This is a genomic window from Pseudomonas sp. SID14000 (assembly GCF_002165135.1).
Lineage (GTDB): Bacteria > Pseudomonadota > Gammaproteobacteria > Pseudomonadales > Pseudomonadaceae > Aquipseudomonas.
In genome coordinates this window covers 205,528-231,490 of sequence record NZ_NFZQ01000009.1, presented here as the reverse complement: position 1 = coordinate 231,490, position 25,963 = coordinate 205,528, and the positions used below count along the sequence as shown (strand labels likewise).

Genomic DNA, 25,963 nt, shown 5'->3' with positions numbered 1-25,963 from the left:
ACATGCAAAAAAAAAACGCCCCGGGCCGAATGAAACAGGCCAAGGGCGATGCGCAGGAACGCCAGACGGTTCGTAGAATTCTCGATGTCACCAGGCCGCTAGGCTGGCATTTCGCGGCGGGCCTGCTGCTGGGCGTGCAGGCGGGCGAAGGCACGAGCCAGGCGCAGCAGCATTTCGTCGATGTTGCCCTTGCTCACGGTTAGTGCTGGCGAGAAACGCACCACATCCGCCTGCGGCGCGTTCAGCAACAAGCCTTCGTGCAGGGCCGCCGTCACCAGCTCGCGGGCCAGGTTTTCTTTCAGTTGCAGGGCCCACAGCAGGCCTTGCCCACGCACTTCGCCCTGGCCATAACGCCCGGCCAGCCGGCTCAGGCCTTGGCCCAGGTGGCGGCCGTTGTCCTGCACCTGGGCGAAGAAACCAGGTTCCAGCACGGTATCCAGCACGGCCAGGCCGGCGGCGCACATCAACGCGTTACCATGGTGGCTGCCTTCCAGTTCGCCGGGCTCGGCGCAGCACGCCGTGCCCCGGGCCAGCAAGGCCGACAGCGGCACACCACCGCCCAGGCCCTTACCCAGGGTAATGATGTCGGCGCGCACGCCGTAGGTTTCTTCGGCCAGCAGCGCGCCACAGCGGCCAATGCCGGTCTGCACCTCATCGAGTATCAGCAGGATGCCCAGTTCGCGGCACAGGGTTTCCACACCCTTGAGATATTCCTGCGAGGCCGGGATGACACCCGCCTCGCCCTGGATCGGCTCGAGCATGATTGCCACGGTGCGCGAATCCACCTCGGCGTGCAGCGCCGCCAGGTCGTTGAACGGCACCTTGCTGAAGCCCGGCAGGCCCGGCTCGCAGCGGTTGCACGGCAGCGGGTCGGACGCTGACAATGCGCCCAGGCTGCGGCCATGGCAGGCCTGGCTGGCGGTGATGATGTGATAGGCGCCGTTGCGGTGCAGTTGGCCCCATTTGCGCGCCAGCTTGATCGCGCCTTCGCAAGCTTCGGCACCGCTGTTGAGCAGGTAGGCCTGGTCGCTGCCGGTGCTCTGGCACAGGCGGTTGACCAGCCCCAGCAGTCCATGACTGTGGAAGCCCGAGCCCGGGTTGATCAATGCCTGGGCCTGGTTGCCCAGCGCTTTCACCAGCACGCTGGGGCTATGGCCCAGGCTGTTGACCGCACCACCTTGGGTGAAGTCCAGGTAGGCATGCCCTTCGTTGTCCCACAACCAGGAACCCTGGCCACGCACGAACACCTGTGCTGCGCGTTCGGTGCCGGGCATCAGGCGCTCACGCGACTGCTGCGGCGCTTCCGGCACGGTCACCGGCGCACGCTTGGGCGCGGCGACGGCGGCAGGGGCCGGGCGGCGCAGGTTGAACAGGTTCATCAGTGCTCCAACCAATCACGATAAAGGGCGGCCACGGTGCGGTCTGAACGCCGACACTCGATATTTTGCCTTACCTATCAAAAGTGTTTTTCATCCGAGGTAACAATCGATCTATACATCGCTGTAAACCGTTGGAATACGGCGATAGACTAGGCCTCGCGAGGGCTTTCGACCATTTCGTTTTTCCAGCATTTTCGATAAGTGTTGCTTATGGATTTCCGCCAACTGCGTTATTTCGTCGCGGTGTATGAAGAGGGCCACGTTGGCCGCGCCGCCGAGCGTCTGTCGCTGTCCCAGCCGGCGCTTTCCCAGCAGATCCGCCAGCTGGAGCACAGCCTCGACCTGAGCCTGTTCGAGCGCAGCAACAAGCGCCTGCTGCCGACTCTGGCCGCCCATACCCTGTACAACCACGCCTTGCCGCTGCTCGACGGCCTGCAGCGCGCCCACGAGGCCATGCGCAACTTCAAGGGCCAGTCGCTGCGTACCTTGGCCATCGGCGTGCTGCAGACCGTGCGGCCGAGCCTGGTGCCGCAACTGCTCGAACGCCTGCGCAGGGCACAGCCGCACCTCGTGGTGCAGATCTACGAATTGTCGGGGCTGGAGATCGAACGGCGCTTGCTCAACGGCAGCCTGGACATCGGTATCAGCTACCTGCCACCACGCCAGCCGGGGCTGCATGGCCTGCTGTTGTACGAAGATGAGCTGCAACTGGTCATCCCCGCCACCCACCCGTTGAAGGACTTCAAGAAGGTGTCCATCCGCCAGGCCGCCGAGCTGCCCATGCTGATGCTGGGCGAGGAATTCCAGATCCGCCAGATCTGGCAAGCGCAACTGGCCAGCCAGGGACGTCGACCGCAGGTGCAGGCAGAGATGAACAACATGGCGGGAATCCTCGACAGCCTGGCCCATACCGCGCTGGCCACAATCCTGCCGGGGCGGGCCAAGGAGGCCTCCGAGGATGATCAGGGGCTGCTGTGGAAGCCGTTGAGCGAACCGCGGGTACCGCTGAAGGTTGGCCTGGTGTTCCGCGATGCCCAGCGCCAGCAGGCCTCTGTAGAACTGCTGCGCACGCTGCTGGAGGAAGAGACGGACGCCCGCCTGTTGGGCACATCACCGCTGGATGTGCTGGGCTGAAAAAACACGCGCACAAAGAAAACCCCGCCTAAGCGGGGTTTTCCAGACTGTTTCCCTGTGACATCCGTATCGCCCCGCCATCCTGGCAGGTGTCCTTCGTCGTCATCCTTGATCTGTCCTTTGCGCTTCCTGCGCAACGTCCATGTGATAAAGATAACCGTGGATCCAATCTGAGAACAGTGGTGAAAAGTCACCACGTTGTGTAGGAAAAAGCTTACACAGGAGAATTCACTCCCAGATGTGCCTGGAATTGGGGCTGCGTAGCAGCCCCAAAATCCGTCAGAATTGCTCCGCATCCAGCAAGTACAGCGACTCGCTCCCCGCCTTCACCGAGGCCACCAGCGAATCTACCCGCGGCAGCAACCGCGCAAAGTAGAACCTCGCCGTACCCAGCTTGCCCGAGTAGAACGCCTCGTCCCCCTCACCCGCCTTGGCCGCCTGTGCCATCAGTGCCCACATGTAGCCATAGGCAACATAACCAAAGGCATGCAGGTACTCGACCGAAGCCGCGCCAATTTCGTTCGGGTTGCCCTTGGCTTGCTCCAGCACCCACTCGGTCAGCCCGTCGAGTTGATCGAGATAAGCCCCCAAAGGCTTGGCGAACTCATCCAGTTCGCTACCCGCACTGGCAATGAACTGGCGAATCTCGTCGGAGAACAGTCGGTAGTACGCCCCACCACTGGCCACCACCTTGCGCCCCATCAGGTCGAGGGCCTGGATGCCGTTGGTGCCTTCATAGATCTGCGTAATACGCACATCACGCACCAGTTGCTCCTGCCCCCACTCGCGAATGTAGCCATGCCCGCCGAACACTTGCTGGCCGTGCACCGCGCACTCCAGGCCCAGGTCGGTGAGGAAGGCCTTGGCCACCGGTGTCAGCAGTGCCACCAGCTCTTCGCTGCGCTTGCGCACACTGGCGTCTTCGCTGTACTTGGCGCTGTCCAGCTGCATGGCCACGTAGCTGGAGAAGGCACGGCCACCCTCGATCAGTGCCTTCATGGTCAGCAGCATGCGCCGCACGTCCGGGTGGACGATGATCGGGTCAGCGACCTTGTCCTTGGCTTGCGGCCCGGTCGGGGCGCGGCTCTGCAGGCGATCGCGCGCGTACTCCACGGCGTTCTGGTAGGAGCGCTCGGCCGAGGCCAGGCCCTGGATACCAACACCCAGGCGCTCGTAGTTCATCATGGTGAACATGGCCGCCAGGCCCTTGTTCGGCTCACCGACGATGTAGCCGACCGCTTCATCGAAGTTCATCACGCAAGTGGCCGAGGCCTGGATACCCATTTTGTGCTCGATCGAGCCACAAGTGGCCGGGTTGCGCGCGCCCAGGCTGCCGTCTTCATTGACCAGGAACTTCGGCACCAGGAACAGCGAAATGCCTTTCGGCCCCGCCGGTGCGTCCGGCAGCTTGGCCAGCACCAGGTGGATGATGTTCTCGGTCAGGTCGTGCTCACCGCCGGTGATGAAGATCTTGGTGCCGCTGACCTTGTAGCTGCCGTCGGCCTGGGGCTCGGCCTTGGTGCGGATGATGCCCAGGTCGGTACCGGCGTGCGGCTCGGTCAGGCACATGGAACCGGCCCACACGCCGGCGTACATGTTCGGCAGGTACTTTTCCTTCAACGCTTCACTGGCGTGGGCATTGATCGACAGGCAGGCGCCGGCAGTCAGCATCGGGTACAGGCCGAAGGACAGGCTGGAGGCGTTGACCATTTCCTCGACCTGGGCCGAAATGACCTTGGGCATGCCCATGCCGCCGAACAGCGGATCACCGCCCACGCCCACCCAGCCGCCTTCGGCATAGGTGTTGTAGGCCTCGGTGAAACCGGCCGGTGTGCGCACCGCGCCGTTGTCCCAGTGGCAGCCCTCTTCATCCGCGGCGCGGCTGAGCGGCGCAATGGATCTGGCAGTAACCTTGCCGGCTTCTTCCAGCACCGCCATGGCCGTGTCGGCATCGACAACCTCGGCCAACCCGGGCAACTGCGCCCACTGCTCGGCCACGTTGAACACTTCATTCAGTACGAAGCGCATGTCGCGCAGGGGCGCTTTATATTCAGCCATGACAACCTCTCGCTAGTCGGGTCGGGGCGGTCTCGGGGAACCGCGACACTGGGTTACAGGCAGTGTAACCGAACAACTTTTACGAGACATAGGGTCATCAAAAGACTGTATAGTCAATTTCGGTCACGCCGTCCGCACTGCCCCTCGCTGCGCTTGTTGCCCATGCACCATGACACAGTTGCGCCCTGCGCCCTTGGCGCTGTACAGCGCCTGGTCGGCAGATTTCAGCACCGCTTCGGGGTCACGATGATCGGCCTGGCGCTCGGCCACGCCGATGCTGATGGTGACCGACACCGTACCTCCGCTGCTGCCCGCCCGCCGCTGGCGCCCGGCGGTATCGTCCTGCGGGCGGTTGTGCTGGTCGCGCAGGTGCATCACGTAGTTGGCGATCATTTCGCGCACGGCTTCCACATGCGGTACGCATTCCTCGGCGGTCTTGCCGGCAAACACCAGGGCGAATTCCTCGCCGCCATAGCGGTAGGCGCGGCCACCCCCGGTGACCTTGGACAGGCGGCTGGCGACCAGGCGCAGCACCTGGTCGCCGACGTCGTGGCCGTGGGTGTCGTTGAATTTCTTGAAGTGGTCGACATCGGTCATGGCGATCACATAGTTGCGCCCCAGGCGCTGCATGCGTTCGTTCAGCGCACGGCGCCCCGGCAGGCCGGTCAGCTCGTCGCGGAAGGCCATCTGGTAGGCCTCATGCGCCACCGCTGCGGCGATCATCAGCATTACCTGGCTGCACATGATGTTCAGGGTGAACGGCAGGATGAAGGTTTGCGGCAGCATCCAGAAGATGCCCAGCAGGCCCATCACCTGCGCAGCGTGCAGTGGCCGTGGCGCACGCAGGTATTGCACCACCAGCAGGATGAATACGCCGAGGAACAGCGGGTAGACCATCTGGATCAGGCTCATCCACTGGCCATGCAAGGTTGGCCAGCGAATTTCCGCCAACCAGGTCAGCAGCGCTTCGGGGTAGCTTTGCTCCAGGGCCACTGCCACGCTGCCCACGGCAAACAGCACGGCGCCACGGGCGACCAGGTCCTGCAGCAGGTGGGTGCGCTCCTGCCAGGCACCATACAGCCCGAACAGGGCGGGCAGCAGCAGGCACACCAGGTGGAAGATCACCGCCGCATCCTCGCGTACGCGGCCATGGTCACGGTAGAAGTCGGTCTGGGTGTCGAGCAGGTAATAGGCGATGTACACCGTGAGCATCAGGAACAGCTCGCGCTGGCGACGGTACACCGCACAGTAGGCGCCACCCAGCAGCAGAACCAAGGTAGGCAGGACATTGAACAGCGATGTGAAAAAGACACTGAGGTCTCTTACATAGGCTGCGGCGAGCCCTGCCAGCAACAAGAACAGCGACGGCAGGAAGTGGCTTGCGCGTACAGCGTTAAAACGAAACAAGGGTAATCTCCAACCCGGCAGATCAATAATGGCATTGTGCCCTTACTTCATCGGCAGTGCACATGAACAGTTGAATATGCGGATGGAGTGAACACGAAATTCCGGGTTGCACGCGATCAGTGTGGGAGCGGGTTTACCCGCGAACACCGGCAAAGCCGGTGCCATATACCGTGTCGCATTCTTCGCGGGTAAACCCGCTCCCACAATGATCGTGTAAAACACGGGAATTGTGCCCACCCCAGAATGCAAAAAACCCGCCTGCCGGTGAAGGCAGGCGGGTTTCGTGTACAGCGGTAGGATCAGTACGACAGGCCGAAGTGTTCTTCGTCCATCGCCATCAGGTTGTTGGCACCCGACAGCATGGCCGCCACATGGGTACGGGTACGCGGAAGGATGCGCTGGAAGTAGAAGCGCGCCGTCTGCAGCTTGGCGGTGTAGAACGCCTCTTCGCTGGTGCCGGCTGCCAGTTTCTCGGCCGCCAGGCGGGCGATGTCGGCCCAGAAGTAGGCCAGGCAGGCGTAACCGGAATACATCAGGTAATCGACCGAGGCCGCCCCCACTTCTTCACGGTCCTTCATGGCGGCCATGCCCACTTTCATGGTCAGCTCGCCCCACTCCTTGTTCAGCGCCGCCAGCGGTTCGACGAACTCTTTGACCGCTTCGTTGCCTTCCTGCGACTGGCAGAACTTGTGCACGATCTTGGTGAAGCCCTTCAGCGCTTCGCCCTGGGTCATCAGCACCTTGCGGCCGAGCAAGTCCAGGGCCTGGATGCCGGTGGTGCCTTCGTACAGCATGGAAATACGGCTATCGCGCACGTTCTGCTCCATGCCCCACTCGGCGATGAAGCCGTGGCCGCCGTAGATCTGCACGCCATGGTTGGCGGCTTCGAAGCCGACCTCAGTCATGAACGCCTTGGCGATCGGGGTCAGGAACGCCAGCAGGGCATCGGCCTTCTTGCGCTCCTCTTCATCCTGGCTGTACTTGACGATGTCCACCTGCTTGGCAGTGAAATACACCATTGCGCGGTTGCCTTCGGCGAAGGCCTTCATGGTCAGCAGCATGCGACGCACGTCCGGGTGGACGATGATCGGGTCAGCGGCCTTGTCCGGTGCTTTCGGGCCAGTCAGGGAACGCATCTGCAGGCGCTCGCGGGCGTACTTCAGGCCCCCCTGGAACGCCACCTCGGCGTGGGCCAGGCCTTGCAGCGCGGTACCCAGACGAGCGGTGTTCATGAAGGTGAACATGCAGTTCAAGCCTTTGTTGGCCGGGCCGATCAGGTAGCCGGTAGCGCCGTCGAAGTTCATCACGCAGGTGGCGTTGCCGTGGATACCCATCTTGTGTTCGATCGAGCCGCAGCTCACGCCGTTGCGCTCACCCACACCGCCTTCGGCGTTGGGCAGGAACTTCGGCACGATGAACAGCGAGATGCCCTTGGTGCCAGCGGGTGCGTCCGGCAGGCGGGCCAGGACGATATGGACGATGTTGTCGGCCATGTCGTGCTCACCGGCCGAAATGAAGATCTTGGTGCCCGACACCTTGTAACTGCCATCGGCCTGTGGCTCGGCCTTGGTGCGCAGCATGCCCAGGTCGGTACCGCAGTGTGGCTCGGTCAGGCACATGGTGCCAGTCCACTCGCCGGATACCAGCTTGGTCAGGTAGGTGTGCTGCTGCTCGGCGGTGCCGTGCGCAGAGATGGTGTTCATCGCGCCGTGGGACAGGCCCGGGTACATGCCCCACGACCAGTTCGAACCGCCGACCATTTCGCTCAGGGCCAGGCCCAGCGACTCCGGCAGACCCTGGCCGCCGTGTTCGACGTCATGCGCCAGGCTCGGCCAGCCACCTTCGACGAACTGCTGGTAGGCCTCTTTGAAGCCGGTCGGGGTTTTCACGCCCGATTCGCTCCAGGTGCAGCCTTCCTGGTCACCCACGCGGTTCAGCGGCGACAGCACCTGCTCACAGAACTTCGCGCCTTCTTCGAGGATCGCGTCGACCATGTCGGGCGTGGCGTCCTGGCAACCCGGCAGGCTCTGATAGTGCGCCTCATAGCCGAGCAGCTCGTCGCGAACGAAGCGGATATCACGCAAGGGGGCTTTGTAATCAGGCATTGCGATGAACCTCTAGGTGAGTTCTGTGGAGGTGACCCGCACTTGGCGGCAGTCGATCAAACAGTTGTTTGAAACTTACGTTTAGCTCCGCTTTATGTCAAGGATGGACTATGGTGCCATTTACGCCACGAAAAATGGCAAAACTGACAAGCCATGACACATATCCCTGTGGGGGCGGGTTTACCCGCGAATGGACCAGCCCGGAAAACAGAAGTGTCCGGGCGGACGCATTCGCGGGTAAACCCGCTCCCACAGGGATAGCGACAGGTTCGGGAGAGCCGCCGTATCAGGCGTAGGTGTCGATGATCCGGCCGAGCATTTCGTCGGATGCCTTGGCGACCTTTGCGCCCAGCTCGACTTCAAGTTTGCCCAGGGCCATCTGCACGGTACTGGTGGCCAGGTCCATCTGCTGGCTGCGGTCGACCGCGCGCAAGCGTTCGGCCTGAAAATCGCTGGACTGGCTGGTGGCGGTACGTTCGGCGGTGGTGTTGGCGATCTGGCTGGCAGCCTGATCGACGCGGTTCTGGCCGGTCTGGATTGCGCTCAGGCCCGCGTAATAGGCGGAGCTACCGGTGATTTCCATGTCAGGACTCCATTGACGCTGGATGACGAACAGGGCCAATTAAAGCAGGCCCGGGGCGAAAAGGCCCGTTTAAATCCCTAATGGCCCGGTGCCATTTGATAGGCCTTGGGTATTCCTGCACCGGCCTCTTCGCGGGTAAACCCGCTCCCACAGGATCTCCATGTTTTCAGACTTGTACAGTACCTATGGAGCGGGTTTACCCGCGAAAGGGCCAGGCCTGGAAACGGCTAATCCAGCAGATCCAGCTGCAGGTGTTCAGCCACCATGTCGGCACTGGCCTGCTTCAACTTGGGCACCCGCCCCAGGCAAGGCGCCGGCAAACGCTCGGCCAGGCTGGCCAGGTTCTCTTCCAGGCGCGAAGTACGCGGTTCGATGATGTTCGCCACCCATCCCGCCAACTGGAGCCCGTCACGGGCAATCGCCTCGGCGCTTAGCAAGGCGTGGCTGATGCACCCCAGCCGCACCCCCACCACCAGGATCACTGGCAGCTTGAGGGCAATGGCCAGGTCGGACAGGTTGGCTTGCCCCGACAACGGCACGCGCCAGCCGCCAGCCCCCTCAATCAAGGTGAAGTCGGCATTTTGTTGCAGCACCTTGCGCATCGCCGCCAACAGCTCCGGCACGGCAAGCGTTACCCCCGCCTCGCGCGCCGCCACGTGCGGTGCGATAGCCGGCTCGAAGGCAAACGGGTTGACCTGCTCGTAGGGCAGCTTGATCGAGCTTTCATCGATCAACGCCTGGGCATCGCTGTTGCGCAACCCTTTCGGCGTCATCATGCAACCGGAGGCCACCGGCTTGGCGCCCAAGGTGCTCATCCCCTGCAACCGTGCCGCATGCAACAGCCCGGCAGCGATGGTGGTCTTGCCAACATCGGTATCGGTACCGGCAATGAAATAGGCCTGGCTCATCTCGCTCCCCTTACGCCTGTGGCTTGCGCAACACACCATAGACCACCTGGTAGGTGGCTGGCAGCCCCTCGGGCTGGCGAAATGCCTCATAAGCCTGCAGCAGGCCCTGCATGCGGGCCCGGCCGGTAAGCCCGGAAGGCCGGCCGGGGTTCAGGTTGTGGGCACCGAGAGCCTTGAGTTCATGGGTCAGGCTGCGCACATCCGGGTAATGCAGCACATGCGGGCAGCGCTGCAGCCCAAGCTGTTCGAAGCCGCTGGCTGCGCACAGACGCTGATAGTCCTCGAAACGGCGGAAGCGGTTCACATGCACCAGGCCATCCACCGCCTGCCAACTGGCGCGCAGTTCATCGAGGGTACCCACACACAGGCTGCTGAAGGCCAGCACGCCGCCCGGGCGCAGCACCCGCAGCGCTTCTGCCAGTACGCTGGCGAACTGGTCGCACCACTGCACGGCGAGGCTGGTGAACACCAGGTCGACGCTGGCATCACGCAGCGGCAATCGCTCGGCGTCACCGGCCACGTGATAGTGCGCCCCGCCCTGTTCGTAGCGGGCATGGCGCAGCATGCCCTCGGCGATATCCACCGCTATACCGCTGGCCTGAGTGAACCGCTCGGCCAGCGCCCGGCTGAAATGGCCGGTGCCGCTGCCCAGGTCCAGCCAGCGTGAGGGCTGCAGGCCTTCCGGCAACTGTTCCAGCAAGCTCGAACCCACCGCACGCTGCAAGGCTGCCACGCTGTCGTAGCTGGCCGCGGCGCGGGAGAACGAGGCTGCCACCTGGCGCTTGTCGGGCAGCGCGCCGGGCAGGGTCGAACGGGAAAGGTCAGTCATCGCCACTCTCATGCAGGAAACTCTTGATGCCCGACGCCAGCTCCTGCGGGTACTCCAGCAGGAACGCATGGGAACTGTCTTCGACTAGGCCCACTTCCACATCGGGCAGCAGCTCGCTCAGCGCTCTTGCCGCCTCTGCAGGCACCAGCGCATCGCTGCCGGCAAACAGGTGCAGTTGCGGGCCGGTGTAGGCCTGCAGGGCTTCACGAGTATCCAGCCTGGCCAGCACTTCGAGGCCGGTGGCCAGGTACAGCGGGTCGGTATCCGGCACACCAACACCCAGCTGGCGCAGTAGGGTACGCGGTTGCTGGGCGCCATCGCTGCACAAAGTGCGGAAGCGCTTGAGGGTGACCTGGGTATGGCTGCGGCAGCCGTCGAGGAAGGTGCCGAAGGTGTCTTCGGCCATGCCGTGGGGCCAGTCCGGGCGAACCACGAAACTGGGGTTGCTGGCCAAGGTCAGCAGGCCGCAGCAGTGGTCGCCGCGCTTGTGCGCCAGCGCGCTGGCCAGCATACCGCCGAACGACCAGCCACCCAGCCAGACATCGCGCGGCAGCTTGCGGTCGAGATGGTCGACCCACGCCTGCACATCGCTGTCGGCCAGTTCCGGCAGTGGCACCAGTTCAACCTGCAGGCGGGCGTCCTGGGCACGTAGGCTGGCGGCCAGCGGCTCCAGGGAGGCAGTGCCCAGGCCCCAGCCAGGCAACAGAACAAGTCGATTACGCATCGGCGCTCTCCAACTGTGGATAACACTCGGCCAATGCATTCAACAATAGCTGCACCTGCGCCTCGCTGTGCGCGGCGCTCAATGTCACCCGCAGGCGCGCACTGCCCGCCGGTACGGTGGGTGGGCGGATGGCCGTTACCAGCAAGCCGCGCTCGCGCAGCATGCGTGACAGGCGCAAGGCCTGCGCGCTGTCACCGATGACGATCGGCTGGATCGGCGTCGGGCTGTCCATCAACTCCAGGCCGATCTGCTGCGCACCTTCACGGAACTGACGGATCAGCGCGGCCAGGTGCTCGCGGCGCCAGGTCTCGCGGCGCAGCAGTTCCAGGCTCTTGAGGGTGGCGCAGGCCAGCGCCGGTGGCTGGCTGGTGGTGTAGATATACGGGCGGGCGAACTGCACCAGCGCCTCGATCAGTTCCTCGCTGCCAGCCACAAAGGCGCCGGCAGTACCACAGGCCTTGCCCAGCGTACCGATCAACACCGGCACATCTTCAACGCCCAGGCCGAAGTGCTCGACGATACCGCCACCTTGGGTACCGAGGGTGCCCAGGCCATGGGCATCGTCAACCATCAGCCAGGCACCGCGAGCGCGGGCGACATCGGCCAGCGCCGGCAGGTCGGCCAGGTCGCCGTCCATGCTGAACACGCCATCGGTCACTACCAGGGTATTGCCGACGGCCTTGTCCAGGCGGCTGGCCAGGCTGGCCGGGTCGTTGTGCAGGTAGCGGTTGAAACGGGCGCCGCTGAGCAACCCGCCGTCCAGCAGCGAAGCGTGGTTCAAACGGTCCTGAAGCACTGTATCTCCCTGCCCCACCAGCGCGGTGATGGCGCCCAGGTTGGCCATGTAGCCGGTGGAGAACAGCAGCGCACGCGGGCGTCCGGTGAGCTCGGCCAAGGCCTCTTCCACCTGGTGGTGCGGCGTGCTGTGGCCGATCACCAGGTGCGAGGCACCGCCACCGACACCCCAGCGCTCGGCGCCGGCCTGCCAGGCAGCAACCACTTCGGGGTGGTTGGCCAGGCCCAGGTAGTCATTGCTGCAGAAGGCCAGCAGGCGCTGGCCGTCGACCACTACTTCCGGCCCCTGCGGGCTCTGCAGCAGTGGCCGCTGCCGATACAGGTCTGCGGCGCGTCGTTCGGCCAGGCGCGCCGCCAGGTCGAAGGCCATGTCAGGCAGTCGCGGCGTTGTAGAACATCTCGCTGCTGCGCTGTTCGACCAGCGCCTGCTCGATGGCCGCCTGGTGCACTTCGTCGGCGTGCTCTTCACGCGCTTCGGGCTTGATACCCAGACGTGCGAACAGTTGCATGTCCTTGTCGGCCTGCGGGTTGGCAGTGGTCAGCAGTTTCTCGCCGTAGAAGATCGAGTTGGCACCAGCCATGAACGCCAGGGCCTGCATCTGCTCGTTCATCTGCTCGCGGCCAGCGGACAGGCGCACATGCGACTTAGGCATGAGGATACGGGCCACGGCCAGCATGCGGATGAAGTCGAACGGGTCGACGTCTTCTTCCTCGGCCAACGGCGTACCGGCCACCTTGACCAGCATGTTGATCGGTACCGATTCCGGGTGCTCGGGCAGGTTGGCCAGCTGGATCAGCAGGCCGGCGCGGTCGTCCAGCGACTCGCCCATGCCGAGGATACCGCCGGAGCAGATCTTCATCCCGGCGTCGCGCACGTAGGCCAGGGTCTGCAGGCGCTCGCTGTAGGTGCGGGTAGTGATGATGCTGCCGTAGAACTCCGGCGAGGTGTCGAGGTTGTGGTTGTAGTAGTCCAGGCCGGCCTGGGCCAGGGCCTTGGTCTGCTCCTGGTCGAGCTTGCCAAGGGTCATGCAGGTTTCCAGGCCCATGGCTTTCACGCCTTTGACCATCTCCAGCACGTAGGGCATGTCTTTGGCCGACGGGTGCTTCCACGCCGCACCCATGCAGAAGCGGGTAGAACCGATGGCTTTGGCACGGGCGGCTTCTTCCAGCACCTTCTGCACTTCCATCAGTTTCTGTTTTTCCAGACCGGTGTTGTAGTGGCCGGACTGTGGACAATATTTGCAATCTTCCGGGCAGGCGCCGGTCTTGATCGACAGCAGGGTCGAAACCTGCACACGGTTCGGGTCGAAATGCGCGCGGTGCACGGTCTGCGCCTGGAACAGCAAGTCATTGAACGGTTGCTGGAACAGCGCCTTGACCTCGGCCAGGGACCAGTCGTGACGTGTTGTTGCAGTTGTGCTGGCGCTCATCGGCGTTTCCTTGTTTAGGCTGTAGCTGGCGCCGGGACAGGAAAGCCCGCCAGCGCATCACGGATAGCTCGCATAGTCATGGAAGGCCTATGAACTGTCAACCACACTGGAAAAGACTAGTTTACAAGTGCTCATTTATTAATCAATTGTGTTTACTGTGCGATGAGCCTGCCGAGCAAGCCTACCCACTGTGCGTCGCTTGCGAGCAGGAACTGCCCTGGCTGGATGATCACTGCCTGCGCTGCGCCCTGCCCTTGCCCATGGCCGGCCTGACTTGCGCCCAATGCTGCCGCCGTGCACCGGTCTTCGAGCAGGTGATTGCACTGTGGCATTTCGGCTTTCCGGTAGACACGCTGATCAGCCGCTTCAAGCACAATCGCCAGTGGCCTTTGGGGCGCCTGATGGCCGCATTGCTCGGGCATGGGCTGCTGCACCGCTTTGCCGAAGGGCTACCGCGCCCCGACCTGTTGTTGCCTGTGCCCTTGGCCAAACATCGACTACGGGAGCGGGGGTTCAACCAGGCGGGGATGCTCGGGCGCTGGCTGTCGTCGCACGTGGGGGTACGTTGCGACGAGCGGTTGCTGCTGCGCACGCGGGAGACGCCAGCGCAGCAACACCTGGATGCCAAGGCCAGGCGACGCAATTTGCGCCAGGCGTTTGCGGTCACCGGCAAACTGACGGGCAAGCACGTCGCCATTGTCGATGACGTGTTGACCACCGGTGCTACCGCGCAGGCAGTTGCCGAAGTGCTGCACAAGGCCGGCGCGCAGCGGGTGGATGTGTATTGCCTGGCGCGTACGCCCAAGCCGGGGTATGTATGACTTGTGGGAGCGCCCTTTCGCGACACAAGGCCGCTCCCACACAAGCTACACTTCGCTGCCGCTTACAACGACCGAATGCCCATGTCCCTGCCCCCCCTCCTCACCCAGCACATCGCCCGCCGCCCCCAGCGCATCGCGCTGCTGCAGCACATTGCCGAGCAAGGTTCGATCACTCGCGCCGCCAAGGCCGCGGGCATCAGCTACAAGGCCGCCTGGGACGCCATCGACGAACTCAACAACCTGGCCAGCCAGCCCCTGGTCGAGCGCAGCACCGGCGGGCATGGTGGCGGTGGTGCGCGCTTGTCAGCAGAAGGCGAGCGGGTGCTGCGCCTGTATCAGAGGCTGCAGGCCCTGCAGGCGCAAATATTCGAAGCGGCCGAAGAGTCCAGTGACCTCGACCTGCTCGGCCGGCTGATGCTGCGCACCAGCGCGCGCAACCAGTTGCAGGGCCAGGTCAGTGGCCTGCGCCGTGAGGGACGGCATGATCGCGTCAGCCTGGCGCTGGGCGGTGGGCTGGAGATCGAGGCGTTGATCACCCGCGACAGCACTGCACGGCTGGAGCTGACGCTGGGCACGATGGTAGTCGCATTGCTCAAGGCCGGGTGGGTGCGGTTACTGGCCGAAGGGGAAGAGGCCGAAGCAGGGAGTAATTGCCTGCGGGCGACGGTAGAGGAGGTGCTGGCGGAGGCTGATGGGCCTAGTGAGGTCAGGTTGGCATTGGGGAATGGGCAGACGTTGTGTGCATTTGCCGAGGTGGATTGGTTGGCTGGGCGGCAGGTGGCAGCTGGCAGTTCAGTGCGGGTTCAATTTCATCCGTCCTATGTATTGATCGGAATTCCTGCATAGCCTGGCCGCGCTTCGCGCGGTTCGCGGGTAAACCCGCTCCCACCGGTGCGTCGTTTCCCTGGCGGCTGCGCTGTCCATGTGGGAGCGGGTTTACCCGCGAAGAGGCCGGTACAGGCATAACGCGTTACCATGGTCCCCACGCCGCCTACCCCCGGAGCCCCCATGTCCCACCCCTTCGACACCCTCACCCCCGACCTGGTCCTGGACGCCGTGGAAAGCCTGGGCTTTCTTAGCGATGCCCGGGTGCTGGCACTGAACAGCTACGAGAACCGCGTCTACCAGGTGGGCATCGAGGGCGCGCAGCCGCTGATCGCCAAGTTCTATCGCCCAGGCCGCTGGAGCGACGCGGCCATCCTCGAGGAGCACAGCTTCACCGCCGAACTGGCCGACTGCGAAGTGCCGGTGGTCGCCCCGCTGCAGCACGACGGCCGCACCCTGTTCGAACATCAGGGCTTCCGCTTCACCCTGTTCCCCCGCCGCGGCGGCCACGCGCCAGAGCCGGGCAACCTCGACCAGCTCTACCGCCTCGGCCAGTTGCTCGGCCGCCTGCACGCAGTGGGCGCCAGCAAACCGTTCAAGCACCGCGAGGCGCTGGCGGTGGACAACTTCGGCCACGCCTCGCTGAATACCCTGCTGGAAGGCGACTTCGTCCCCCGCGAACTGCTGCCGGCTTTCGAATCGGTGGCCCGCGACCTGCTCAAGCGGGTGGAGGACATCTATGCCCGCACACCGCACCAGCTCATCCGCCTGCATGGCGACCTGCACCCCGGCAACCTGATGCACCGGGACGAGGTGTACCACGTGGTCGACCTCGACGACTGCCGCATGGGCCCGGCGGTGCAGGACCTGTGGATGATGCTGGCCGGCAGCCGCGAGGAGCGCCTGGGGCAACTGGCCGAACTGATCGACGGCTATAACGAGTTCCACGACTTCGACCCGCGCGAGTTGGCGCTGATCGAGCCCCTGCGCGCCTTGCGCCAGCTGCACTACAGCGCCTGGCTGGCGCGGCGCTGGGACGACCCGGCATTCCCGCCCAGCTTCCCCTGGTTCGGCCAGCCACGCTACTGGGGAGACCAGATCCTCGCCCTGCGCGAGCAAATGGCAGCACTGGATGAAGCGCCGCTGAAATTGTTCTAGAAGCACGCCCGCCTCTGTCTACAATAGGCGTCGCTTTATTTAGCTACCTAAGCAAGGATTCTGCATGCACGCCGCAAACCCGCGTCGCGGGTACCTACTGGGCCTCAGCGCCTACATCATCTGGGGGCTGTTCCCCCTGTACTTCAAGGCAATCCAGAGCGTCCCGGCGGTGGAGATCATTGTCCACCGGGTGCTGTGGTCGGCACTGTTCGGCTCGCTGCTGCTACTGGTGTGGAAACACCCCGGCTGGTGGCGTGAACTGCGCGACAACCCGCGACGGCTGGGCATCCTCGCCCTGAGCGGGGCGCTGATCGCCGGCAACTGGCTGACCTACGTATGGTCGGTGAACAATGGGCGCATGCTCGAGGCCAGCCTGGGCTACTACATCAACCCGCTGATCAATGTGCTGCTGGGCATGCTGATTCTTGGTGAGCGCCTGCGCCGCCTGCAGTGGCTGGCCGTGGCCATGGCCGCCGTGGGTGTGGCCCAGCAGGTGTGGCAGGTGGGCAGCCTGCCGTGGGTGTCGCTGGTGCTGGCGCTGAGCTTCGGCTTCTATGGGCTGATTCGCAAACAGGCACCGGTGGCGGCATTGCCGGGCCTGGTGGTGGAAACCTGGATGCTGGTACCGCTGGCCCTCGGCTGGCTGTTGCTGCACCCGACAGCGATAAGTGCCCAGGGCGCGTTCTACACCAGCAGCGAAGCGTTGTGGCTGATGGCTGCGGGGCCGGTGACACTGGTGCCGCTGGTGTGCTTCAACGCTGCCGCGCGGCACTTGCCGTACACCACGCTGGGCTTCCTGCAGTACCTGGCGCCAACCCTGGTGCTGCTGCAGGCGGTGCTGCTGTTCGATGAGCACTTGTCGTCGAGCAACTTGGTGGCGTTCATGTTCATCTGGGCCGGTTTGGCGATTTATAGCGTCGATGCGTGGGTCAGTTTGCGCAAGCGTAGCTGATCAAAAAATGATCACGACTCTGCAGACCTTGTAATTCGTGGCCTGCAGAGACATCTCCAAAGGTTATCCACACCCTCGTCCCCGTGCTTTGTGCACAAGCTGCTGATTTTTGGGTTTTTTTTGATCAAAGCCGTGTAAGGCGCACGCGGTCTGGGCTAGAGAGGGGAACCCCCAGGTTATCCACAGGGCCTTCCCCGTGATATCGGGATAACCGGAGGGGGCTGCTTTGCAGCCCATTCGCAGCACAAGGCTGCTCCTACATGGATATGCATTCCCCTGTAGGAGCAGCCTTGTGCTGCGAATAATCCGCAAGACGGCCCCCCCCCGGCGATCCCGCATCATTCCTCTGGCCGCAGCTTCAACTCCACCATCAAGTCGTCTGCCAGGCTCTCCAGCTTCTGCTGCAGGTCGTCCAGTGACAGGGTCAACGGCAATGCCAGCAAGGCATCAGCATGGAATAGCGGCTCGCTGCTCATGGGCGCCGGCCGCACCTCGGTGGTAAACCGCTCAAGGTTTACCCCCAAGTCCGCCAGCAGGCGGGTGATATCACGCACGATCCCCGGCCGATCATTCCCTACCAATTCCATGGCAATCGGCTTCCAGGTACACGACGGTTCGATGCCGCTCTCGGCGATCAGCACGCGAATGTCATATCGCACCAACCCCTGCAGCGAGGCCACCAGCTCGTCGTAGTTTTCCGCCGGCACCGCCACCCGCAGGATGCCGGCAAACTGCCCGGCCATGCGCGACATGCGGCTTTCCAGCCAGTTGCCACTGTGGTCGGCGATGCACTGGGCAATGCGCTCGACCTGGCCGGCCTTGTCAGGGGCAATCACAGTCAGTACAAGATGATCCACAAGCCCTTCCTCGTGTCGGACCGCGCCGTGCGGCAGAAAATCGGGGGATCGATTCAGTATAGGCAAGGCGCGGCAACCTGCCGCAGGGCAATTCGCACAACGAATCGTGTACTGTTTCAAGATTTATCTGGAACAATCTACCTGTTTTTTGCGAACATACTCGCTCCCAGCGTGACCATACGCGACCAACGGGTCGTATAACGGCGCTTTTAGTCTGATTTTGCCCCGCCTACTGCTTCATGTAGTATCCCGTGGCGCGGACTACAAAACGTCGTTTGGATGTCTGCCAAGGCGCCTGTGAAAATACGCACATTGTCTGCCAGACAGTCTGGCAGGCCGCACCCAGCCGCGCTCGAGGCTTTACTCGGGGGCATGCACTGGTGCCGTGTTTAGAGAAGCGCTACAGGCTTAATACAGAAGAGCGAAATAGCTGAGCAGAGTGAGGCAAGCAATGACTGGATACGTTCAAGTCGGTGGCCTTCAGGTCGCCAAGGTCCTGTACGACTTCGTGAACAACGAAGCCATCCCCGGGACCGGCATCGTCGCCGAGCAGTTCTGGGCGGGTGCAGAGAAGATCATCAATGACCTCGCTCCAAAGAACAAAGCCCTGCTCGCCAAGCGCGACGAGCTGCAAGCCAAGATCGACGCCTGGCACCAGGCACGCAAAGGCCAGGCCCACGACGCCGTAGCCTACAAAGCATTCCTCCAGGAAATCGGCTACCTGCTGCCACAAGCCGACGATTTCCAGGCCACCACCCAGAACGTGGACGAAGAAATCGCCCACATGGCCGGCCCGCAACTGGTCGTACCGGTGATGAACGCCCGCTTCGCCCTTAACGCCGCCAACGCCCGTTGGGGTTCGCTGTACGACGCGCTGTATGGCACCGATGCCATCAGCGATGAAGGCGGCGCCGAGAAAGGCCAAGGCTACAACAAGGTGCGTGGCGACAAGGTCATCGCCTTCGCTCGCGCCTTCCTCGACGAAGCCGCGCCACTGGCGGCCGGCTCGCATGTCGACTCCACCGGCTACCGCATCGAAGGCGGCAAGCTGGTAGTTGCCCTGAAAGGCGGCAGCAACAGCGGCCTGCGTGACGACGCCCAGCTGATCGGCTTCCATGGCGATGCCGCCGCGCCGACTGCGGTGCTGCTCAAGCACAACGGCCTGCATTTCGAAATCCAGGTCGATGCCAGCACCCCGGTCGGCAGCACCGACGCCGCCGGCGTGAAAGACATCCTGATGGAGTCGGCGCTGACCACCATCATGGACTGCGAAGACTCGGTTGCAGCCGTCGACGCCGACGACAAGGTTGTTGTCTACCGCAACTGGCTGGGCCTGATGAAAGGTGACCTGGCCGAAAGCGTGACCAAGGGTGGCAAGACCTTCACCCGCACCATGAACCCGGACCGCGAGTACGCCGCGCCCAACGGCGGCAGCGTGACCCTGCACGGCCGTTCGCTGCTGTTCGTGCGCAACGTTGGCCACCTGATGACCAACCCGGCTATCCTCGACGCTCAGGGCAACGAAATCCCTGAAGGCATCCAGGACGGCCTGTTCACCAACCTGATCGCCCTGCACAACCTCAACGGCAACACCAGCCGCAAGAACACCCGCAGCGGCAGCGTGTACATCGTCAAGCCGAAGATGCACGGCCCGGAGGAAGTAGCGTTCGCTGCCGAGATCTTCAGCCAGGTCGAAGACCTGCTGGGCATGAAGCGCAACACCGTCAAGGTCGGCATCATGGACGAGGAACGCCGCACCACGGTCAACCTCAAGTCGTGCATCAAGGCCGCAGCAGAGCGCGTGGTGTTCATCAACACCGGCTTCCTCGACCGCACCGGCGATGAAATCCACACCTCGATGGAAGCCGGCGCCGTGGTGCGCAAGGGCGCCATGAAGAACGAGAAATGGATCGGTGCCTACGAGAACAACAACGTCGACGTCGGCCTGGCCACCGGCCTGCAAGGCCGTGCGCAGATCGGCAAAGGCATGTGGGCCATGCCCGACCTGATGGCGGCCATGCTCGAACAGAAGATTGCCCACCCGCTGGCCGGTGCCAACACCGCCTGGGTGCCGTCGCCGACCGCCGCCACCCTGCATGCCCTGCACTACCACAAGGTGGACGTACAGGCGCGTCAGCGTGAACTGGCTTCGCGTACCCCGGCGTCGGTGGACGACATCCTGACCATCCCGCTGGCCGCCGACACCAACTGGTCGGCCGAAGAGATCCGCAACGAACTGGACAACAACGCCCAGGGCATCCTCGGCTACGTGGTGCGCTGGATCGACCAAGGCGTGGGTTGCTCGAAGGTGCCGGACATCAACAACGTCGGCCTGATGGAAGACCGCGCCACCCTGCGTATTTCGGCCCAGCTGCTGGCCAACTGGCTGCGCCACGGCGTGGTCAGCCAGGAGCAGGTGCTGGAAAGCCTCAAGCGCATGGCCGTGGTGGTCGACCAGCAGAACGCCGGCGACCCTCTGTACCGCCCGATGGCACCGAACTTCGACGACAACGTCGCGTTCCAGGCGGCAGTGGAGCTGGTGGTGGAAGGTGGCAAGCAGCCGAACGGCTATACCGAACCGGTACTGCACCGCCGTCGCCGCGAGTTCAAAGCGCGTAACGGGTTGTAAGCGACATCTGCGACAGGGGGCCGCTTTGCGGCCCTTTCGCGACACAAGGCCGCTCCCACAGGTACCGCGCAAGGTTGAGGTTTAGCGCGGTACGTGTGGGAGCGGCCTTGTGTCGCGAAAGGGCTGCAAAGTAGCCCCACTCCTGCACTACTCGATCTTCAGTTCTTTCTTCACCAGCTCCAGCAGCCTGCCCAGGTCCACCGGCTTGAGCAGGAAATCCACCACACCCAGGCGCATCACGTCCACCGCCTCTTTCACATCGGTGTCTCCCGACACCACGATGATCGACAGCTCCGCCCGCTCCGATTCGCGCACCTTGCGGATCAGGCCCAGGCCATCCTCCGGCTGCATACGCAAATCCGTAATCATCAATCCGATGCGTGGTTGATAATGAAGGTACAGCCTGGCCTCCTCGGCCCCATCCGCCCCTACGCAGTCGATCCCCCGGCTTTTCAAGTACAGGATCAACGCTCCACGGTTCGCTGCATTGTCATCTACCACGAGCACCAACGGCTTGGCTGCCACAGGCGCACTCACCACGGCCAATGCCGCGCGTTCGGCGTCGCTCAGGATGTCGCGTGGCTCAGGCATGCTCATCTCGTCAAAAAAATTCCGCTTCAGCATTAGGACCGCAGAACTTGCGTAACCCGATTGGCCTTTCGTCGGGTCTTTGACAGAGCCGCTCATAGACTTACGTCCAATGGGCACCATCCCGCCGCAAGCCGACCATGGAGGCAGATAACAACATGGCCGGCACCTATATATAGATATATAGCCCGGCATAGCGATACGGTCAGTTTCATGAGCAAAAAGGACGCCTACAGCCAGGCGGGCAGGACGGCAGTGCTGCAGAACATCCAGGGCACCCTGCAGTTTCTGCAGCGTTTTCCACCGTTCAACCAAATGGAACACAGCCATCTGGCCTACCTGGTCGAACAGTGCCAGCTGCGCTTCTATGCCAGCGGAGAGAGCATCGTCAAACCTGCCGACGGGCCAGTCGAGCACTTCTACATCGTCAAGCAGGGCCGCGTGGTCGGCGAGCGCCAGCACCTGGTCAAGCCTGGAGTGGAAACCACCTTCGAAATCACCAGCGGCGAATGCTTCCCGCTGGCTGCCCTGCTCGGCGAGCGGGCGACCCGCACCGAGCACTTGGCAGGTGAAGACACCTTCTGCCTGCAATTGAACAAGGCCGCGTTCATCCGCGTGTTTTCGATGTCTGAAGTGTTTCGGGATTTTGCCCTGCGCGGGGTCAGCAGCCTGCTTGACCAGGTCAACCAGCAGGTACGCCAGCGCGCAGTGGAAACCCTCGGCACCCAGTATTCGCTAAACACACCATTGGGCGAGCTGGCCATGCGCCACCCGGTGGTGTGCAGCGCAGACACGCCCCTGCGCGATGCCGTGCGGCTGATGCACGAGCAGCAGGTTGGCAGCATCGTGGTGGTCGACCCGCAGCGCTACCCCACTGGTATCTTCACCCTGCGCGACCTGCGCCAGGTGGTGGCCGCAGCCGATGCCGACCTGAGCGCACCCATCGCGCGGCACATGACAGCCCAGCCGTTCTACCTCAGCCCCCAGGCCAGCGCCTTCGACGCGGCAATGGCCATGACCGAACGGCATATCGCCCATGTATGCCTGGTGGAGAACCGGCGCCTGTGTGGGGTGGTTTCAGAGCGCGACCTGTTCTCCCTGCAGCGGGTCGACCTGGTGCACCTGGCGCGTACCATCCGCCATGCACCACGCCTGGACACCCTGGTATCCCTGCGCGGCGAAATCAGCCAGCTGGTCGAACGCATGCTCGCCCATGGCGCGTCCTCCACGCAGATCACCCAGATCATTACCCTGCTCAACGACCACACCGTGTGCCGGGTGATCGAACTGGCGCTAACCGAGCGCGGTGACCCGGGCGTGCCGTTCAGCTGGCTGTGCTTTGGCAGCGAAGGGCGACGGGAACAAACCCTGCATACCGACCAGGACAACGGCATCCTCTTCGAAGCCGCCGACAGCGCCGAAGCCGACGCCATCCGCGCCCGCCTGCTGCCGCTGGCGCAATACATCAACCAGTGTCTGGCCCAGTGCGGCTTCACCTTGTGCAAGGGCAACGTCATGGCCGGCAACCCCGAGCTATGCCTGTCGCGCAGTGAGTGGGCGCGGCGTTTTGCCGGTTTTGTCCGCGAAGCCAGCCCGGAGAACCTGCTGGGCTCGAGCATCTATTTCGATCTGCGCGTGGTGTGGGGCGACGAGCAAGGCTGCGAGCAGCTGCGCCAAGGCCTGCTCGACCAGGTGGCCGATAACCGCATCTTCCAGCGCATGATGGCTGACAACGCCCTGCGCCAGCGCCCGCCGGTGGGTCGCCTGCGCGAGTTCGTGCTGACCCGCCAGGGCAACGACAAGGCCGCCACCCTCGACCTCAAGGTCCAGGGCCTGACGCCCTTCGTCGATGGCGCCCGGCTGCTTGCACTGGCCAATGGCATCGGTGCCTGCAATACCCTGGAACGCCTGCGCCAGCTGGTGGCCAAGGGCGTGATCGAGGCACTGGACGGCGCAGCGTATGAAGAGGCCTACCACTTCATCCAGCAAACCCGCATGCAGCAGCACCAGCGCCAGACCCGCGACAACCTGCCCTATTCCAACCGCCTGGACCCGGACAGCCTCAACCACCTGGACAGGCGCATCCTGCGCGAGTCCCTGCGCCAGGCTCAGCGCCTGCAAAGCAGCCTGGCCTTGCGGTACCAGCTATGAGCCTGTTCGCCTGGCTGCGCCCCAACGCGCCCGAACTGGACCATGCCACGCGCCAGCGCCTGGCCCGCCTGCCCAAGGCCGCGCCGCTGGGGGTGTGTACCCTGCGCGAGCAACGCTGGGTGGTGCTGGACCTGGAGACCAGTGGCCTGAACCCTAGCCGTGACCAGGTGTTGTCGATCGGTGCCGTGGCTATCGAAGACGGCGCCATCGACTTTGCCCAGCAGTTCGAACGCACCCTGCACCGGCCTTTGCAGAAGACCAATGCCAGCGTGCTGATCCACGGTTTGGGCCCGAGTGCCCTGGCTGCCGGTTGCGACCCGGCCGAGGCGTTGCTCGATTTGCTCGACTTCATTGGCAATAGCCCGGTGCTGGCATTCCATGCACCGTTCGACCAGCGCATGCTAGCCCGGGCGCTGAAGGAAAGCCTGGACTATCGCTTGCAGTCGCCCTTCCTCGATGTTGCCGAGCTGGCGCCGATGCTCAACCCCGACACGGTGCTGCGCGAGGCCGGGCTGGATGACTGGGTGGCACGGTTTGGCCTGCAGGTGGAGGAGCGCCATCATGCCAGCGCCGATGCGCTGGTGACCGCCGAGCTGGCGCTGATCCTGTTCAGCCAGGCCCGGCGCCAGCAGCTGGACAGCCCGCTGCAGCTGGAGCAGCGCTTGCGCGGGTGGCGGCGGCGCAAGCTGCACAATCACGGTTTGTAGGTCTTGAGTATTGTGGCGCCTGTAGGATCGAGCGCCGCCCGCGCGGCGCTTCGCGGGACAAGCCCGCTCCCACATTTGTTGCAACGTGCCGAACCTGTCAGGCCATGGTTGCCTGCCTTGGTGCATGTCTTGAGACTGGTGAGGCGGCGGTAGCGCCAGCCAAGAAATTGAGTCAAACCAACAAGGCTGACAACCATGGCCTGACAGACATGGCCACGTTGCAACAAATGTGGGAGCGGGCTTGTCCCGCGAAGCGCCGCGCGGGCGGCGCGCGATTTCACAGGCGCTACCTCAACCACGTCCTGCACCAGCCAGCCCCAACCATACTGACCATCCGATAAGCGTCCATTGCACCCACCCCCTTCCCTCTGCAACAATCGCGAATAATTATCGTTAATTAATGCATATGTTTCGGGGGAACGCTGCTTGTCTTCTGCACAGAGCCCACACGCCGATCTGGTCGGTGCGCTGTACCGCGACCATCGCGGCTGGCTGCTCGCCTGGCTGCAACGCAGCATGACGTGCCGCCAACGTGCCGAAGACCTGAGCCAGGACACCTTCGTGCGCCTGCTCGGCCGTGAGCGACTGGACACGCCCCGCGAACCTCGCGCCTTCCTCGCCGCCGTGGCCAAGGGCCTGATGTTCGATCACTTGCGCCGCGCCGCGCTGGAACAGGCCTACCTGGCGGAACTGGCACTGATGCCGGAAGCCGAACAACCTTCCCCGCAAGTGCAGCACCTGATCCTCGAAGACCTCAAGGCCATCGACCGCCTGCTCGGCAAGCTGTCGAGCAAGGCCCGCGCAGCGTTCCTGCACAATCGCCTGGACGGCATGGGCCATGCCGAAATCGCCGAGCGGCTGGGGGTTTCGGTGTCGCGGGTGCGCCAGTACATCGCCCAAGGCATGCGCCAGTGCTACGTGGCCTTGTACGGGGAGCCGACGTGAGCAGTGCACCGGTTTCGTCCCGGGTGCTGGAGGCCGCCATTGCCTGGAAACTCAGCCTCGACAATGGCAGCGGCACACCTGATGAACGCAGCGAATTCATGCGCTGGCATGCCGCCAGCGAGGAGCACGCCCGTGCCTGGCGCCAACTTGGCGCCATGGACCAGCGCGTCAGCGCCGCTGCAGGCCCGGCACGCCAGGCCCTGTTGCAGTCGCGCGTCGGCCTGCGCCAACGAATCGGCAAGGTCGGCGGCGGGCTGGCCGGCATGTTTCTGCTGGCCTCGCTGCTGGCCTGGGTCGGCGCGCCATCGATGGCCCCCAGTTACTGGCTGGCCGACCAGCGCACCGCCACCGGCGAGCTGCGCACCCTGCGCCTGGAAGACGGCACACTGATGAGCCTGAACAGCCACACTGCGGTGGATATCGACTATGCAGGCGAGCAACGAGTGATCGTGCTGCACCAGGGTGAGATCTCGGTCGAAACCGGCCACCTGGACCCGCGCCCGCTGCTGGTGCGCACCCGAGATGGCCATCTGCGCCCATTGGGTACGCGCTTCCTGGTACGCCGTGAGGACGACGGTACACGTCTGGAAGTGCTGCAAGCCTCGGTCGCCGCCATGCCGCTGAACAGCGACGACGAACAGGTGCTGCGCGAAGGCCAGCAGGTGCTGATGAACGCCAACGGCCTTGGCCAGGTCGGCGCGGTGCCAGCCGGTGCAGATGCCTGGACCCGCGGCATGCTGGTGGTGGACAACGTGCGCCTGGCTGACCTGCTGGCCGCGCTTGGTCAGTACCGTAGCGGTTATCTCGGGGTAGACGACAAAGTCGCCGACCTGCGTGTGACCGGCAGCTTCTCGCTGACCGACACCGACCTGGCGCTGGCGTCGCTGGTGCCGGCACTGCCGGTGAAGATCGAGCGGCATACGCCGTGGTGGGTGACCGTCGTTCCCAAGTAGTTCTGCACCGGCCTCTTCGCGGGTA

22 protein-coding genes are annotated in these 25,963 nt (G+C 63.8%); 10 read left to right on the top strand and 12 right to left on the bottom strand.

The features are described from left to right. Positions 1 to 98: 98 nt before the first annotated feature. Positions 99 to 1,379: an aspartate aminotransferase family protein gene (locus tag CAY82_RS15625; protein WP_087502023.1), complete on the bottom strand. Its 1,281-nt coding sequence runs from the start codon at positions 1,377 to 1,379 to the stop codon at positions 99 to 101. A gap of 210 nt (positions 1,380 to 1,589) precedes the next feature. Here CAY82_RS15625 and CAY82_RS15620 point away from each other — a divergent pair, with 210 nt between their 5' ends. Continuing rightward, positions 1,590 to 2,513, top strand: coding sequence for a LysR family transcriptional regulator (locus CAY82_RS15620; RefSeq protein ID WP_087502022.1), 924 nt, complete (start codon positions 1,590 to 1,592; stop codon positions 2,511 to 2,513). A gap of 279 nt (positions 2,514 to 2,792) precedes the next feature. Here the strand turns inward: CAY82_RS15620 and CAY82_RS15615 are convergent, their stop codons facing one another. The 9 genes from CAY82_RS15615 to bioB form a co-directional block, all read right to left on the bottom strand. After that, positions 2,793 to 4,571, bottom strand: coding sequence for an acyl-CoA dehydrogenase C-terminal domain-containing protein (locus tag CAY82_RS15615; RefSeq protein ID WP_087502021.1), 1,779 nt, complete (start codon positions 4,569 to 4,571; stop codon positions 2,793 to 2,795). 123 nt (positions 4,572 to 4,694) lie between these two features. Next, positions 4,695 to 5,978, bottom strand: coding sequence for a diguanylate cyclase (locus CAY82_RS15610; protein WP_087502020.1), 1,284 nt, complete (start codon positions 5,976 to 5,978; stop codon positions 4,695 to 4,697). Between the two features lie 299 nt (positions 5,979 to 6,277). Then, on the bottom strand, positions 6,278 to 8,083 hold the full coding sequence (locus tag CAY82_RS15605; protein ID WP_087502019.1) for a phenylacyl-CoA dehydrogenase: 1,806 nt from the start codon (positions 8,081 to 8,083) through the stop codon (positions 6,278 to 6,280). A 286-nt stretch (positions 8,084 to 8,369) separates the two neighbouring features. Beyond that, positions 8,370 to 8,666 carry a pyrroloquinoline quinone biosynthesis protein PqqE gene (locus CAY82_RS15600; protein WP_087502018.1) on the bottom strand — a complete coding sequence of 99 codons (297 nt, stop codon included), beginning with the start codon at positions 8,664 to 8,666 and terminating at the stop codon, positions 8,370 to 8,372. 227 nt (positions 8,667 to 8,893) lie between these two features. Beyond that, on the bottom strand, positions 8,894 to 9,574 hold the full coding sequence (bioD, locus tag CAY82_RS15595) for a dethiobiotin synthase (RefSeq protein ID WP_087502017.1): 681 nt from the start codon (positions 9,572 to 9,574) through the stop codon (positions 8,894 to 8,896). A 10-nt stretch (positions 9,575 to 9,584) separates the two neighbouring features. Further along, on the bottom strand, positions 9,585 to 10,403 hold the full coding sequence (gene bioC / locus CAY82_RS15590; protein ID WP_087502016.1) for a malonyl-ACP O-methyltransferase BioC: 819 nt from the start codon (positions 10,401 to 10,403) through the stop codon (positions 9,585 to 9,587). Next, positions 10,396 to 11,127: an alpha/beta fold hydrolase gene (locus tag CAY82_RS15585; protein WP_087502015.1), complete on the bottom strand. Its 732-nt coding sequence runs from the start codon at positions 11,125 to 11,127 to the stop codon at positions 10,396 to 10,398. The genes bioC and CAY82_RS15585 overlap by 8 nt, the downstream gene beginning before the upstream one ends. Beyond that, complete coding sequence (gene bioF / locus CAY82_RS15580; protein ID WP_087502014.1) at positions 11,120 to 12,292, bottom strand: 8-amino-7-oxononanoate synthase; 1,173 nt, start codon at positions 12,290 to 12,292, stop codon at positions 11,120 to 11,122. Before bioF ends, CAY82_RS15585 begins: the two co-directional genes overlap by 8 nt. A gap of 1 nt (position 12,293) precedes the next feature. Beyond that, positions 12,294 to 13,352 carry a biotin synthase BioB gene (gene bioB, locus CAY82_RS15575; protein WP_013970556.1) on the bottom strand — a complete coding sequence of 353 codons (1,059 nt, stop codon included), beginning with the start codon at positions 13,350 to 13,352 and terminating at the stop codon, positions 12,294 to 12,296. Positions 13,353 to 13,441: 89 nt separating this feature from the next. Here bioB and CAY82_RS15570 point away from each other — a divergent pair, with 89 nt between their 5' ends. The 4 genes from CAY82_RS15570 (at position 13,442) to rarD (ending at position 17,108) form a co-directional block, all read left to right on the top strand. Beyond that, complete coding sequence (locus tag CAY82_RS15570; protein ID WP_087502013.1) at positions 13,442 to 14,173, top strand: ComF family protein; 732 nt, start codon at positions 13,442 to 13,444, stop codon at positions 14,171 to 14,173. Between the two features lie 81 nt (positions 14,174 to 14,254). Next, complete coding sequence (locus tag CAY82_RS15565) at positions 14,255 to 15,019, top strand: TOBE domain-containing protein (RefSeq protein WP_087502012.1); 765 nt, start codon at positions 14,255 to 14,257, stop codon at positions 15,017 to 15,019. 162 nt (positions 15,020 to 15,181) lie between these two features. Then, on the top strand, positions 15,182 to 16,156 hold the full coding sequence (locus CAY82_RS15560) for a serine/threonine protein kinase (RefSeq protein ID WP_087502011.1): 975 nt from the start codon (positions 15,182 to 15,184) through the stop codon (positions 16,154 to 16,156). A 64-nt stretch (positions 16,157 to 16,220) separates the two neighbouring features. Next, a complete protein-coding gene (rarD, locus tag CAY82_RS15555; RefSeq protein WP_087502010.1) occupies positions 16,221 to 17,108 on the top strand; it encodes an EamA family transporter RarD in 888 nt (295 codons plus the stop codon). A 338-nt stretch (positions 17,109 to 17,446) separates the two neighbouring features. On the opposite strand, the gene CAY82_RS15550 is transcribed toward rarD, so the two are convergent. Continuing rightward, positions 17,447 to 17,965 (bottom strand): glycine cleavage system protein R, encoded by a 519-nt coding sequence (locus CAY82_RS15550; RefSeq protein ID WP_087502009.1) that lies wholly within the window; start codon positions 17,963 to 17,965, stop codon positions 17,447 to 17,449. A gap of 451 nt (positions 17,966 to 18,416) precedes the next feature. On the opposite strand from CAY82_RS15550, the gene CAY82_RS15545 reads away from it, so the two are divergent. Further along, complete coding sequence (locus CAY82_RS15545; protein ID WP_087502008.1) at positions 18,417 to 20,594, top strand: malate synthase G; 2,178 nt, start codon at positions 18,417 to 18,419, stop codon at positions 20,592 to 20,594. 147 nt (positions 20,595 to 20,741) lie between these two features. Here the strand turns inward: CAY82_RS15545 and CAY82_RS15540 are convergent, their stop codons facing one another. After that, a complete protein-coding gene (locus CAY82_RS15540; protein WP_087502007.1) occupies positions 20,742 to 21,281 on the bottom strand; it encodes a response regulator in 540 nt (179 codons plus the stop codon). A 114-nt stretch (positions 21,282 to 21,395) separates the two neighbouring features. Here CAY82_RS15540 and CAY82_RS15535 point away from each other — a divergent pair, with 114 nt between their 5' ends. The 4 genes from CAY82_RS15535 (at position 21,396) to CAY82_RS15520 (ending at position 25,938) form a co-directional block, all read left to right on the top strand. After that, positions 21,396 to 23,333, top strand: a complete 1,938-nt coding sequence (locus CAY82_RS15535) for a DUF294 nucleotidyltransferase-like domain-containing protein (RefSeq protein WP_087502006.1) — start codon at positions 21,396 to 21,398, stop codon at positions 23,331 to 23,333. Then, positions 23,330 to 24,040: a PolC-type DNA polymerase III gene (locus CAY82_RS15530; protein ID WP_087502005.1), complete on the top strand. Its 711-nt coding sequence runs from the start codon at positions 23,330 to 23,332 to the stop codon at positions 24,038 to 24,040. The genes CAY82_RS15535 and CAY82_RS15530 overlap by 4 nt, the downstream gene beginning before the upstream one ends. Before the next feature lie 426 nt (positions 24,041 to 24,466). Then, on the top strand, positions 24,467 to 24,985 hold the full coding sequence (locus CAY82_RS15525) for an RNA polymerase sigma factor (protein WP_087502004.1): 519 nt from the start codon (positions 24,467 to 24,469) through the stop codon (positions 24,983 to 24,985). Next, a complete protein-coding gene (locus tag CAY82_RS15520; RefSeq protein WP_087502003.1) occupies positions 24,982 to 25,938 on the top strand; it encodes a FecR domain-containing protein in 957 nt (318 codons plus the stop codon). The genes CAY82_RS15525 and CAY82_RS15520 overlap by 4 nt, the downstream gene beginning before the upstream one ends. Positions 25,939 to 25,963: the final 25 nt, after the last annotated feature.